We start from the raw sequence: 12664 nt of genomic DNA, 5'->3' as shown, positions 1-12664 counted from the left end.
TATACATTTATAATATACAAATAATAAAGTAAAATTATTAATTTTATACAATAATTAGTAAAAATATTTGATTTTAAGTATAACATTAAATTATGTTAATATTTATATATTCACAAAATAATTAAAAAATATTTATTTATATTTTAGTTTATACTGTTAGTATTAACTATTTTTTAATTATTTAAAAAGATATAAAAAAATTAAAAAAGAACTGCTTTTAAGCAGTTCTTTTAATGAGATTATTCTAACATCCATTTAATATAAACACCATATCCTATAGTAGGATTATTCTCTAAAGCGTGTGATACAGCACCAACTATCTTATTACCTTGTACTATTGGAGTTCCACTCATTCCTTGTACAATACCACCAGTTTCTTTTAAAAGCTGAGGATCAGTGATTCTAATTTTAATTCCTTTTGAATCAGGCTTTCTTTGCTTTTCAATATTAATTATTTCTATATTGTACTTTTTGCAAATATTATTTCTATCTTGTAAAATAATTTGAGCTTTTCCTAATTTAACTTCCTCTATTTCTGCAACTTTATATTTTTTGTAGTTAGATATATCAATATTATTAACTTCACCTTTAATACCAAAAGTAGTATTATCTTCAAACTCACCAATTACATTATCTTTTGTAGCACTTATACAACCAACATTACCTTTGGATGACTTTTTAATATTTAAATTATTGGTGAAAGAAATACAACCTTTTTTTATAGGAATTTTTTTAGTAGTTCCAATGTTAATAGAATGAGCTACTGCACCAAATTCCTTTGTATCAGGATTAATATAAGTTAAAGTAGCAAAACCTGATATTAAGTTATTAAAATTAATTTTATCTAAGGCATTTTTATCACATTTTAAACAAAAAACTGAATTTTCTCTTCTTATTAAAACTGATATATCATCAGTTTTTCTTATAGAAGAGATGACGTAATTAAAATCTTCGTAAGAAGCAATATCATTATCTTCAACTTTTAAAATAGAATCTCCTACTTTTAGAGGACAACCATTAACTTCATTTCTGACAATGATATTTTTTAATTGCGCATCAATTTGTAATATATTTCCCATTGGTATTAAGTATTCGCAATCACTTTTTTCTAAGGATTGTGAATAAATAAAATTATTTGAGAAAAAATATAGAAAAACATAAAAAAATATTAAAACTAAACCATTAATTTTATTTTTTATTTTTTTTAAAGTAATTTCATCTTTTAAATTTTTATTTAAAATATAAAACACCTTCTTTCTATCATGTGTTCATGTTGGTGCTTTAATATTATGTTGCTCAGTATAAAAGTTTTAATCCTTGGAAATGAGTTTCAACAAGGCCGAAGATTTCATAAAAAAACAAAGGATAATTTAAAATGGCTAAATTTAAAGGACAAAAAAATAAAAAAAATAAAAACATGTAATTTTTTGCAAAATATGTTTTTATTTTTTTTATTTTTTTCTTTTCTTATATTTCTTTCTTTGTGCATTCATATATTTAAAATCTTAATAAAGCTTTATAATTACTTATAAATTTAGATATATAAATATATATGTTAAAAATAGAAAATAAAAAACTATTATGATAAATAAGCCAATGGAAAGTGGAAATAATAACTTATATTAAATATTATAAAAAAAGAAAGGAAGGCTTATGAAGGTTTATAAAGTATCTCTCATTATCATAATGATTTTAGGCATAATTTTTATAGGAAAGTCAGATCCAATGAAAAACTTATATAAAAATAGTGCATCTATAATTACAGGATTAAAAATAGATGACAAAAATAAACACTCAACTAAAAATGAAAATGCAAAGAAAAAAGAAAAAGTTGAGAAATATTTAATTTGTATAGACCCAGGTCATCAAGCTAAGGGTGATTGGAAAAGTGAACCTGTTGGTCCAGGGTCGTCATACCAAAAAGCTAGAGTTTCTTCTGGTACAGTTGGGATAAGTACAAAAAAACCAGAATATATTTTGAATTTAGAAGCATCTGAAGTTTTAAAACATATATTAATAAGTAAAGGCTTTGACGTTATTATGACGAGAGAAAGTCATGATGTTAGTATAAGCAATCTAGAAAGAGCTACATTTGCTAATGATCATAATGCAAATATGGTGATTAGAATCCACGCTGATGGTTCTGACGATACATCAATAACAGGTGCATCTATTTTAATTCCATCACAAAAAGGTAAATATACATCATCAATCTTCGAGGCTAGCTATGAATGTGCCAATTTAATCAAAAATAAAATGGACAATGGAGGATTTAAAGTTAATGGAATCTTTGAAAGAGATGACTTAACAGGATTCAATTGGTCCAAGGTGCCAGTAGTATTAGTAGAAATGGGATTTATGAGTAATTATAATGAAGATGAAATGATGTCTAATAAAGATTATCAAAGAAAAATGATGCAAAGTATTGCTGACGGAGTAGAAGAGTATTTTCAGACTAATTAAAGTGGTGATATAAATGAAAAATCGTTTAGAAAAAGCTTGTGGTAGAATAATATCTCAGACTTTTAGAGTAGTGAATCCTATTAAAAAGAAAATAATAAATACAAACTGCGAAGTACATTTATTTATTCAAAAAAGTGCATTAGATGTACTAAGAGATGAAGGATATGAAAAACAATTTCAATTTTATAATAATTTTGAGTCATATATAAATAAAGGGTTAGTATGGGCTGACCAAGATTTTAAGTCATATTTTCATTTTTATAATCCAGAAGACAAAAGAGGAATGTATGGACATACTACTAATGCCATGACATTAGCAGATACTTATTATAAAAATGCATTACACTTTATTAATAAAGATGATTATGTAAATGGAATGGCTTATTTTGGGGCTATGTGTCATGTGATTCAAGATGTAACCATACCTCAACATGCTAAAAGAAAACTACTAGATAGTCATAAGCAATTTGAGAATTATGTAAAATTAAATTATAGAAAAGTAAAACGCTTTAAAACTAAGGAAGGTCCTTTAGTTTATAATAGTGTAAGCGACTATATAGAGTCTAACTCTAGAAGTGCTTTGAACTTTGATTATATGTACAAAAATGTACACGAAGATAAAACTAAGTTTTATCTAGTAGCTTTTAATGCCCTAAATCTTGCCCAAAGAAGTACAGCTGGATGTATGCTAATGTTTTATGATGATTTAGATATGATAAGAAAAAAAGAAAAAGTAAATAAACATAACTAATCAATAAAAGAGTTAACTTAAAAAAATTAAGGTGACTCTTTTTATTTATATAAACATTATTGTACTTATTGAAAAAGGAAAAAATAATAAATATACATTTTTATTAAAATGAAATATAATAGTATAGATATTATAGACAAAAAATTTATGAAGAGGTGTGAAAATGCTTGTAGTAGAAAATGTCAGTCATGGATTCGGGGCTAGAGTTATACTAGAAAATGTATCTTTTAGACTTAAAAAAGGTGAACATATAGCACTTGTTGGTGCAAATGGAGAAGGTAAATCTAGTTTTTTAAATATAATAACAAAAAAACTTATGCCAGACGCAGGGAATATAAAATGGTCTTCAAGAGCAACTGTTGGTTATTTAGATCAGCATTCAGTTCTTGAAAAAGGAAATACAATAAAAGATATTCTTAGGGGTGCCTTTAAGCACATGTTTGAATTAGAGCAAGAAATGCTTGCTATGTATGACAAAATGGGTGAAGCAAGTGACGAGGAGATGACTAAACTTCTTGAGGAAACTGCTGAAATCCAAACAATATTAGAAAATAGTGGATTCTATACAATAGATGCAAAAATCCAAGAAGTAGCTAACGGATTAGGTCTTGGAGAAGTGGGATTAGATAGAGATGTTGATGATTTAAGTGGAGGACAAAGAACAAAAGTACTTTTAACTAAATTACTTTTAGAAAGTCCAACAATACTTATACTTGATGAGCCTACTAACCACTTAGATGAGGAACATATAGTATGGCTTACTAGATATCTTCAAGAATACGAAAACAGCTTTATCTTAGTATCACATGATGTTCCGTTTATAAATGATACTTGTAACGTAATTTATCATATAGAAAATGGTGAACTTACTAGATACAAAGGTAACTACGATGAGTTTGTAAGACTTAATGAAATTAAGAAAAAACAAGAAGAAAGTGCTTACGAAAGACAAGTTGAAGAAAGACGAAAACTTGAAGATTTCGTGCAAAGAAATAAAGCAAGAGTTGCTACACGTGGAATGGCTAACTCAAGACAAAAGGTTCTAGATAAAATGGAAGTTTTAGAAAGACCAAAAGAGAAAATAAAACCAACATTTAACTTTAGAAATGCTAGAGCAGCTTCTAGATTTATATTCCAAACAGATAACTTAGTATTAGGTTACAATGATCCTTTAACTAAACCATTAAACTTCCAATTAGAAAGAGGACAAAAAATAGCTCTTAAAGGGATGAATGGTATAGGTAAGTCTACGTTACTAAGAACATTACTTGGAATGCAAAAAGCATTTGATGGTTCAGTACAGTTAGGCGATTATTTAGAAGTAGGATACTTTGAGCAAGAGTCTTCAAAGGACAACTACAACACTGCCTTAGACGATGTATGGAATGAATATCCAGTATTAACAAACTATGAAGTAAGACAAGCATTAGCTAAATGTGGCCTTTCAAATGAGCACATAACTTCTCAAGTTAGAGTTTTAAGTGGGGGAGAAGCAGCTAAGGTTAGACTTTGTAAGTTAATGCTTAAAGATATAAACTTCTTAGTACTTGACGAGCCTACTAACCACTTGGACGTAGAAGCTAAGGATGAATTAAAGAAAGCAATAAAAGAGTTCAAAGGAACTGTTTTATTAGTTTGTCATGAACCTGAATTCTATAGTGATATAGTAGATAATGTGTGGAATATAGAAGATTTCACTACTAAAATAGTATAAATTTAATTTTAAAAATATGAGCAACGGTATATTTATATATCGTTGCTTAAAAAGTATAAAGGGAAATATAAAATTTATTTCAAGGGGAGTATAAATGAAAAGATTATTAAATATCTTAATTTCATTTTCAATGGCTATTTTTATAATTAGTGGTTCAGTCATATTAGGTTTAAGAAGCAAAAGCTTATATTACTATGATGTTAAAAAATTAAACATAAGTGAAATGAGTGGATTTACTGAAGAAGAAATTAAGCTAAATTATGATTATTTAATTGATTATAATCTAAATAAAAATGTGGAAGAATTTCATTTACCAACAATTAAATATTCTAAAGAAGGAAAAATTCATTTCGAAGAAGTAAGGAATATTTTTCAGATAGTTAAAAATGTGTTTTATATAAGTGGACTAATTTCTGTTTTGGGCATTATTCTAAGTATTAAAAATAAAAATATAAAATTTTTAAATACTGCATCAATAATGACCATATTGTTACCAATAATTACAGCAATTCCACTTATGATTAATTTTAATTATTTCTTTATAAAATTTCATGAGGCCGTATTTTCCAATGATTATTGGATTTTTGATCCGAGTATAGATCCAGTAATTAATATGTTGCCACAGGATGTATTCTTCCATATAGGAATATTTATTTTATCGATAATACTTATGATAAGTATTTTGCTACAAATATCTTATAGAGTGTTGAATAAAAGATATAAATAATGAAAAATGATACCAACGGATTTAATTTAAAATCAGTTGGTATTATTTTTATTATGTAGATTATTAATCATCTTTTTTAGTTATATTAATAATATCTTTAAATTTTCCAATAATATAATCATAGTTATCTCTTCTGTGAGGAAGAGTACAGTTAGAGCAATCTTTAATACCCCTATCAGTATATCTAAAATTGCCTCCGCACTTATCTTTTAAGGCATAAAGGGGACAATAACAAAATAGACAATTAAAATTGTCAGGATCATTTGTTTTATGACAAGGAAAGTATTCACATTCTTTATGATTAAAGAATTTATAATTTTCACTCATAAGATAAAACCTCCTAGTATTAATAATTTAATTATACTAAATATTAACTTTAATGGTATAATTATAAAAAATTATTATTTATTTAGTTACAAAAAATATAGCAAAGAAAATGATTTTAAACATATACATACATTAAGATGAAGAGGTGTAAAAATGGAAAAACAACAAGAAAGAGCCTTACTTATAGGACTTAATATAACAACAAATGTGAAAAAAATAGATGACATAGATATAAATGAATCAATGGAAGAATTAAAAGAATTAACTAAGGCTGCTGGAGCAGAAGTTGTTGGAAGTTTAATTCAAAATAGACCATCTATTGATGCAGCATACTATGTTGGAAAAGGTAAGGTAGAAGAACTTAGAGCATATTGTGAAGCTACTGAAGCTACTATGGTAATTTTCAACGATGAATTATCAGGAGCTCATATAAGAAACTTAGAAGAAGCTATAGGTAGAAAAGTTATAGATAGAACTACACTTATATTAGACATATTTGCTCAAAGGGCCCTAAGTAAAGAAGGTAAGCTACAAGTTGAACTTGCTCAGCTTAGATATAGAATGCCAAGACTTTATGGTATGGGCGGAGAGATGAGTAGAACTGGTGCTGGTATAGGAACAAGAGGACCAGGAGAACAAAAATTAGAAATAGACAAAAGAATTATACTAAATAAAATAGCAGATATAAGAAGAGAATTAAAAGAAGTATCAAAAAATAGAGAAACTCAAAGAGTTCAAAGAATGAAATCAAATATTCCAATAGTTGCATTAGTTGGATATACAAATGCAGGAAAATCCACTTTATTAAATGAATTAATAAAAACACATAAAGATTATGAAGAAGAAAAAGAAGTATTTGTAAAAAATATGCTATTTGCTACACTAGATGTTACTTTAAGAAAAGCAACTCTACCTAATAAAAGAGATTTCTTAGCTGTAGATACAGTTGGGTTTGTAAGTAAGCTTCCACATGACTTAGTAAATGCTTTTAAAGCTACACTAGAAGAAGTTAAATATGCAGATTTAATACTTCATGTTATTGATGCAACTAATAGTAGTTATGAACTTCAAAAGCAAACAACAGAATCTGTTTTAAAAGATTTAGAAGTTGGCGACAAGAAAACAATTATAGTATATAACAAGGTTGATAAGCTAGAACTTGATATTTATCCAAAAAATCAAAAAGATAAGGTATATATTTCTGCAAAAAAAGGAATAAATATGGATAAATTATTAAAACTAATTGAAGAAGCCTTAATGGAAGATACTTATGAAGTAAGTCTTCTGCTTCCTTATGAAAGAGGAGATGTATTTAGCAAAATAAAAGATAAATATAATGTTAATGATTTTAATTATGAAGAAAATGGTATTTCTGTTGATGTAAATTTAGATGAAGAAGATTATAATATATATAAGGACTATATAAAATAATTTTGGGTAATAAAATGGATATAAATTGGAGTAATATCGACCAACTTGAAGATCACTTCATTACCTATCTTCTTTATAAAGAGTCCAAAACAGTACCACAAATAAGTAAAATTAGAAACATATCTACAATGGAAGTAAAGGATCAACTAATTAAGGCAAAACTAGAGATGAAGTCAATGTCTAAGAATAAAATTGAAAACTCTAAAGATATATTAGATAAGTACTTGGAGTTAGAGAAATCTGAGAGACTTGATTTTATTGATGAACTAGGGTTAGATGAAGACAGGATATTAAAATTCAAAAGAGAACTTTATAAAAGAATCAGGCTAGAAAAAAATGCTGAAGATCTAATAATTTTAATATGGACTACTGGGGAGTTAAAAGAGGAAAAATATTTAGATTTATTGCACTCTCTAACAATGCATAGACATTCAGACATTAGAAGAATTACATACTCAGCTATTAGAAAAATCCAGTCACCTAAAAGTAGATTATGCTTAGAAAAAGGATTATATGATTCTAATCCACAAACTAGACAGTATTGTGCAAAAGCTTTATCTGTAGTTGGCAACAATAACAGTTTACTAATTTTAAGAAAACTATTATTGAAAAGCAATCACGAAAAAGAATATGTATTAAGAGCTTATGAAGAAGCAATCAAAGTTCTTGAGGAGGAAAGTTTTTAGTAGTATCAGCAGCAGACAACTTAATAATTAATTGTTATCAGAGATTTATCTCCGTAATTTAACAAAATGTAATGAAAAATAATTCAAAGGTTAATAGGAGGGGTTTTAAAATGATAGTAAGACGTTGTGCAGGTGGAGTTGTTTTTTACGCAAATAAAGTACTTTTATTAAAAAATGATAGACATGAATGGACATTACCAAAAGGAAAAGTTATTGAAGGTCAATTGGCAGCAGATAGCGCTGTAAGTAGAGTAAAGAACGAGACAGGAGTAAATGCTTGTCCATTAGTAGTAGCAGGAGATACTATGTATGAATTTTACTCAAGAACTAGAAAACAACAGGTTTGTAATGCCATAGTATGGTACGTAATGGAAGCTGAAAACCCAGAATACATAATAAGAGAAGACTTTTTAGATGGTGGTTTCTATAAAATAAAAGATGCTATGGATATGTTAGCTCATAACAAAGAAAAAGCGTTAGTTGATGTTTCATATAAAAAATATAAAGAAGAAAAGAAAAGTAATACAGAAATTGCAAAGTAAAATATAATATAATTAAATAAGAAAATTCAAGAAAGGGTGAACCCCTTTCTTTTTTATAATACAGGAGGAATTGATGAGTAGTTATAAAACATTACATAAGTTTGGAGAAGACGAGTATATAGTTGAAAAGTCAACATTTATAGGATATGCAAAACCAATAAAGACAGAAGAAGAAGCTATAGAGTTCGTTAATGAGATGAAGAAAAAACACAAGGATGCAACTCATAATGTGTGGGCTTATACTGTTGGGGAAAATATGAACATACAAAGATATAGTGATGATGGCGAACCTCAAGGTACAGCAGGTATTCCTACTTTAGAAGTAATAAAAAAGGAAGATTTAAGAGATGTAGTAGTTGTTGTAACAAGATATTTTGGAGGAATAAAATTAGGGGCAGGAGGATTAGTTCGTGCTTATACTAAAGGTGCAAAAATAGGCATAGAAGCAGGAATTGTAATTGAAAAAGTTAAATATACTGAAGTAAAGATTAAAATTGAATACACACAACTTGGTAAAATACAAAATGAAATAATGAATCTTGGTTTTACAGTTAAGGATACTATATATTCAGAAGAGGTAGAAATAATAGTATACTCAAAGGTTCAGGATGTAGAATCATTAAAAGATAGAATAATCGATATAACAAGCGGAACAGCAGATGTAAGTTTAGGAGATGAGTACTATTTATCAGAAAAGGATGGTCAATTAATACTTTAAATTAGTTTATAAAAAGGGAAGTAAACTAATTTAAAATGAAAAAATGCATTACTGGGGGGGAGTTATGTTAAAAAATATAGTATTAATTATTTTATGTAATTTATTAATGTATTTTGTCATAATGATAGTCACAAGAATTAATAAAAGAAGATTTAATAAATATTCTACTGAAAAAAGTAAAGAGAATAAGATAAAAGAATTAAATGCAAAAGTAAGTTATTTGGAAAAGAAATTATTTATTCAAGATATCTTAAATCATATAAATGTAGAAAGTGAAATTAATGAAAAAATTTACTATGCTAATAAAATCATTGAAGCATATAAAGATGAACCTATAGGATACTATTTTAGAGGAAACTTATATATAAAGTTTGAAAGGTACGAAGAAGCAATAAAAGATTTTGATAAAACTATTCACCTTGATGATAACTACAAAGAGGCATATAGATGTAAGGGAGTTTGTTTATCTAGACAAGGTTATTACTATGAAGCTATACAAAATTATAAAAAGGCTATAGATATTGATGAAAATTATGAAGTTGTTCACTATAATATGGGTGTTTGTTATTCTAAATTAAAAAAATATGCAAAGGCTATAGACTCTTTTACAAAAGCTTTAGACTTGGATGAAAACGATGTTAGTGCATATTATAATAGGGGAAGAAACTATAGTAGGATGACTAGATATGAAGATGCCGTAGAAGATTTTACAAAAGCCATAGAATTAGAAAAATTTGATGATAGGTTATATTACAATCGAGGAATTGCTTATTCACTTTTAGAAAAGCATGAAGAAGCATTAAAAGATTATAAAAAAGCTATTGCTATTAATCAAGACTTTGGGGATGTATATTATTATGCAGCCTTTTCTTATTATTTATTAGAGGAATATTATGAGGCTATAGAATATTTTACTATAGCTTTAGAAATGAATAGTGAGTATGAGCAAGCCTACTATGGCAGGGCTTTGGTAAATCTGAAAATAGATAATTACCAAGAAGCAGTAAAAGATCTTAGTGAAGTGTTATATTTAAATGATAATAATGCAAAAGCTTATTATAAAAGAGGCTTTGCTTTAGATAATTTAGGTAGACATGAAGAAGCTATAAAAGATTTTACAAAAGCTATTGAATTAGATTACAAAAATGCAAATATTTATTATAATAGAGGTACTTCCAAATCATTAATGAGAGATTTAGAAGGAGCAAAAAAAGACTTAACTACTGCTTTAACATACGATTCTGAAGAGTTTAGGATATATGATGTAAGAGGTATAATAAATTTAGAGCTTGAGAAATATGAAGAGGCTATAGATGATTTCACTTCTTCATTAAGTTTACTTCAAAGTTCTATATCCTATTACTATAGAGGTTTATCATATTATGAACTGAGACAATATGATAATGCCATAGCTGATTTTACAAAGTCCATAGAAATAGATCCAGATGATTTAAAAGCATATCAAAACAGAGGAGATGCTTATTGTAATATGGGGAATTATGATGAGGCAATAAAAGATTTTGCTATGGTATCTCAATTGGAAGAAGATTTAAAATAAAATTTTAGGTACTAAATCTTGTGAAAGATATAGTACCTTTTTTATTTATTATTGTTATCATAAATACCTTTTTTTATTTCATATAGTCCTATGAAAAATAAAAATACTCCAAAGGCTTTTCGTAGTATTTCTGAGTTTAAATGTTCAGCTAATAAAGATCCACCTATGGCAGCCGCCATGCCAAAAATAGCTATTGGAAGTACTAACTCATATTCCACATTTTTATTTTTTATATGGATAATTAATGCTGCAATAGTCATGGGTATGGAAGAAATTAAGTTTATACTTTGTGCCAACTTAGGGTCTATATTTGCAAATAAGACCAAGGCAGGAATTAGTATGGTTCCACCGCCCATTCCCATTCCGCCAATAATTCCAGCAAAAAATCCAATTATACCAACAAGCATTAAAACACCATCCTACATGCTGCAATTATCATTACTATACCAAATCCGATTCTTAAAAATTTCCCATTTACTTTGTTTAAAAGTTTTGCACCAATAATCCCACCAAGAATGCTACCTATAGCTGCTTGTATAGTTAAATTTATATTGAAGGTACCTTTTGATATGTAGATAACTGAACTAGTTGTAGACAAAAATATAATTACTGCAAGAGCAGTAGAGTGGGATTTATGTTCTTCAACTTTTAAAATATTGTTTAGTATGGGGACTAATAAGGTTCCACCACCAGAACCAAAAACACCATTGATAAATCCAGTAAATAAACCTATTACAGAATTTTTAATATTAAAGGGAGTGGATTGTTTTTTCATAAAAATTCACCTACCTTGAATTAGTTTTAACCAAAATCGGAATTTTATTTAATAAATAATGAAATTCTGTTAAAAGATTATTTAATATTATGCATACAAAATATAATAAGGATATATGCTATAATAAACTTAAAAATGTTTGGTGAAAGGGGCAAAATTATGAACAGAAGTGAAAAAATTAAAAAAACTGTTGAATGGCTAAGAGAAAAAGTAAAGGAAGCTAACTGTAAAGGATTAGTAGTTGGAGTTTCAGGAGGAATAGATTCAGCAGTAGTTGCAAACCTTATAAAAAAAGCATGTCCGGATAACTCTATAGGTGTTATAATGAGCATAAATAGCAATCCAAAAGATAGAGAAGATGCACTTAAAGTAATTAACGGATGTGGAATTGATTATATAGATCTTGACTTAACTGAACCACAAATGGCAATTAGAAATACAGCTTTAAATGCATTAAAAGAAAAAAATTTATTTAATCCAGATGGAGAAAGAACGGCAGATTCAAATTTAAGAGCCAGAGTTAGAATGTGCACATTATACACTGTTGCAAATGATTTAGGATATTTAGTTGTAGGAACAGATAATGCAGCAGAGGTACATACTGGATACTTTACAAAATATGGAGATGGTGGAGTAGATTTAGTACCTATTGCAAACTTAACAAAGTCTGAAGTTTATGAATGGGCAAAAGAACTTGGAGTACACGAAGATGTAATAAATAAAGCCCCATCAGCAGGTTTGTGGGAAGGACAAACTGATGAAAATGAAATGGGAACAACTTATAATATGATAGACAAAGTAGTTGAAGGAAAAAGAGATGAGGTTCCAGAGAAGGATTTAGAAATAATAGATAGACTTCATAGAATAAGTGAGCATAAGAGACAAGTTGCACCTAATCCACCGATATTTGATTAAATTTAATATAAAAGTATCAATAATAAGTACATACATTTACTAATTTGATTTTTTATG

14 protein-coding genes are annotated in these 12664 nt (G+C 27.6%); 10 read left to right on the top strand and 4 right to left on the bottom strand.

The genetic code is table 11. The annotated features are described in order from the left end of the window. Window positions 1-239: 239 nt before the first annotated feature. Window positions 240-1079 (bottom strand): SpoIVB peptidase S55 domain-containing protein, encoded by an 840-nt coding sequence (locus TVTCOM_RS17910; RefSeq protein WP_434797610.1) that lies wholly within the window; start codon window positions 1077-1079, stop codon window positions 240-242. Window positions 1080-1653: 574 nt separating this feature from the next. Here TVTCOM_RS17910 and TVTCOM_RS17905 point away from each other — a divergent pair. The 4 genes from TVTCOM_RS17905 to TVTCOM_RS17890 all read left to right on the top strand — a co-directional run bounded on the left by TVTCOM_RS17905 (window position 1654) and on the right by TVTCOM_RS17890 (window position 5655). Next, the gene (locus tag TVTCOM_RS17905) at window positions 1654-2463 is read left to right on the top strand and encodes an N-acetylmuramoyl-L-alanine amidase family protein (RefSeq protein ID WP_434797609.1); all 810 of its coding nucleotides are present in this window, start codon (window positions 1654-1656) and stop codon (window positions 2461-2463) included. A gap of 13 nt (window positions 2464-2476) precedes the next feature. Next, window positions 2477-3214, top strand: coding sequence for a zinc dependent phospholipase C family protein (locus tag TVTCOM_RS17900; protein ID WP_434797608.1), 738 nt, complete (start codon window positions 2477-2479; stop codon window positions 3212-3214). Window positions 3215-3371: 157 nt separating this feature from the next. Beyond that, window positions 3372-4928 carry an ABC-F family ATP-binding cassette domain-containing protein gene (locus TVTCOM_RS17895; RefSeq protein ID WP_434797607.1) on the top strand — a complete coding sequence of 519 codons (1557 nt, stop codon included), beginning with the start codon at window positions 3372-3374 and terminating at the stop codon, window positions 4926-4928. Between the two features lie 94 nt (window positions 4929-5022). After that, window positions 5023-5655: a TIGR01906 family membrane protein gene (locus tag TVTCOM_RS17890; RefSeq protein WP_434797606.1), complete on the top strand. Its 633-nt coding sequence runs from the start codon at window positions 5023-5025 to the stop codon at window positions 5653-5655. 63 nt (window positions 5656-5718) lie between these two features. Here TVTCOM_RS17890 and TVTCOM_RS17885 read toward each other — a convergent pair whose 3' ends face one another. Further along, window positions 5719-5982, bottom strand: a complete 264-nt coding sequence (locus TVTCOM_RS17885) for a cysteine-rich small domain-containing protein (protein ID WP_434797605.1) — start codon at window positions 5980-5982, stop codon at window positions 5719-5721. Window positions 5983-6135: 153 nt separating this feature from the next. On the opposite strand from TVTCOM_RS17885, the gene hflX reads away from it, so the two are divergent. The 5 genes from hflX to TVTCOM_RS17860 all read left to right on the top strand — a co-directional run bounded on the left by hflX (window position 6136) and on the right by TVTCOM_RS17860 (window position 10917). Next, window positions 6136-7413: a GTPase HflX gene (hflX, locus tag TVTCOM_RS17880; RefSeq protein WP_434797604.1), complete on the top strand. Its 1278-nt coding sequence runs from the start codon at window positions 6136-6138 to the stop codon at window positions 7411-7413. A gap of 14 nt (window positions 7414-7427) precedes the next feature. Further along, window positions 7428-8099 (top strand): HEAT repeat domain-containing protein, encoded by a 672-nt coding sequence (locus tag TVTCOM_RS17875; protein WP_434797603.1) that lies wholly within the window; start codon window positions 7428-7430, stop codon window positions 8097-8099. A 110-nt stretch (window positions 8100-8209) separates the two neighbouring features. Further along, the gene (locus TVTCOM_RS17870; RefSeq protein ID WP_434797602.1) at window positions 8210-8641 is read left to right on the top strand and encodes an NUDIX domain-containing protein; all 432 of its coding nucleotides are present in this window, start codon (window positions 8210-8212) and stop codon (window positions 8639-8641) included. Window positions 8642-8714: 73 nt separating this feature from the next. Further along, entirely contained in the window at window positions 8715-9359 is a 645-nt protein-coding gene (locus tag TVTCOM_RS17865) for a YigZ family protein (protein ID WP_434797601.1), read from the top strand. A 64-nt stretch (window positions 9360-9423) separates the two neighbouring features. Continuing rightward, window positions 9424-10917, top strand: coding sequence for a tetratricopeptide repeat protein (locus TVTCOM_RS17860; RefSeq protein WP_434797600.1), 1494 nt, complete (start codon window positions 9424-9426; stop codon window positions 10915-10917). A 41-nt stretch (window positions 10918-10958) separates the two neighbouring features. Here TVTCOM_RS17860 and TVTCOM_RS17855 read toward each other — a convergent pair whose 3' ends face one another. Both TVTCOM_RS17855 and TVTCOM_RS17850 read right to left on the bottom strand, forming a co-directional pair. After that, window positions 10959-11324, bottom strand: coding sequence for a TSUP family transporter (locus tag TVTCOM_RS17855; RefSeq protein WP_434797599.1), 366 nt, complete (start codon window positions 11322-11324; stop codon window positions 10959-10961). Beyond that, on the bottom strand, window positions 11324-11692 hold the full coding sequence (locus TVTCOM_RS17850; protein ID WP_434797598.1) for a sulfite exporter TauE/SafE family protein: 369 nt from the start codon (window positions 11690-11692) through the stop codon (window positions 11324-11326). Before TVTCOM_RS17850 ends, TVTCOM_RS17855 begins: the two co-directional genes overlap by 1 nt. 159 nt (window positions 11693-11851) lie before the next feature. Between TVTCOM_RS17850 and nadE the strand changes: the two genes are divergently transcribed. After that, window positions 11852-12607, top strand: coding sequence for an NAD(+) synthase (gene nadE / locus TVTCOM_RS17845; RefSeq protein ID WP_434797597.1), 756 nt, complete (start codon window positions 11852-11854; stop codon window positions 12605-12607). Window positions 12608-12664 lie beyond the last annotated feature (57 nt).

Source organism: Terrisporobacter vanillatitrophus (genome assembly GCF_051148895.1).
GTDB lineage: Bacteria > Bacillota > Clostridia > Peptostreptococcales > Peptostreptococcaceae > Terrisporobacter > Terrisporobacter vanillatitrophus.
The sequence above is the reverse complement of the archived record's forward strand: the minus strand, read 5'-3'. Positions and strand labels throughout refer to the sequence as shown.

Coding starts and splice junctions, on each gene's coding strand:
- TVTCOM_RS17910 (WP_434797610.1), bottom strand. CDS start 1,079: ATGGGAAATATATTACAAATTGATGCGCAATTAAAAAATATCATTGTC.
- TVTCOM_RS17905 (WP_434797609.1), top strand. CDS start 1,654: ATGAAGGTTTATAAAGTATCTCTCATTATCATAATGATTTTAGGCATA.
- TVTCOM_RS17900 (WP_434797608.1), top strand. CDS start 2,477: ATGAAAAATCGTTTAGAAAAAGCTTGTGGTAGAATAATATCTCAGACT.
- TVTCOM_RS17890 (WP_434797606.1), top strand. CDS start 5,023: ATGAAAAGATTATTAAATATCTTAATTTCATTTTCAATGGCTATTTTT.
- TVTCOM_RS17885 (WP_434797605.1), bottom strand. CDS start 5,982: ATGAGTGAAAATTATAAATTCTTTAATCATAAAGAATGTGAATACTTT.
- hflX (WP_434797604.1), top strand. CDS start 6,136: ATGGAAAAACAACAAGAAAGAGCCTTACTTATAGGACTTAATATAACA.
- TVTCOM_RS17875 (WP_434797603.1), top strand. CDS start 7,428: ATGGATATAAATTGGAGTAATATCGACCAACTTGAAGATCACTTCATT.
- TVTCOM_RS17870 (WP_434797602.1), top strand. CDS start 8,210: ATGATAGTAAGACGTTGTGCAGGTGGAGTTGTTTTTTACGCAAATAAA.
- TVTCOM_RS17865 (WP_434797601.1), top strand. CDS start 8,715: ATGAGTAGTTATAAAACATTACATAAGTTTGGAGAAGACGAGTATATA.
- TVTCOM_RS17860 (WP_434797600.1), top strand. CDS start 9,424: ATGTTAAAAAATATAGTATTAATTATTTTATGTAATTTATTAATGTAT.
- TVTCOM_RS17855 (WP_434797599.1), bottom strand. CDS start 11,324: ATGCTTGTTGGTATAATTGGATTTTTTGCTGGAATTATTGGCGGAATG.
- TVTCOM_RS17850 (WP_434797598.1), bottom strand. CDS start 11,692: ATGAAAAAACAATCCACTCCCTTTAATATTAAAAATTCTGTAATAGGT.
- nadE (WP_434797597.1), top strand. CDS start 11,852: ATGAACAGAAGTGAAAAAATTAAAAAAACTGTTGAATGGCTAAGAGAA.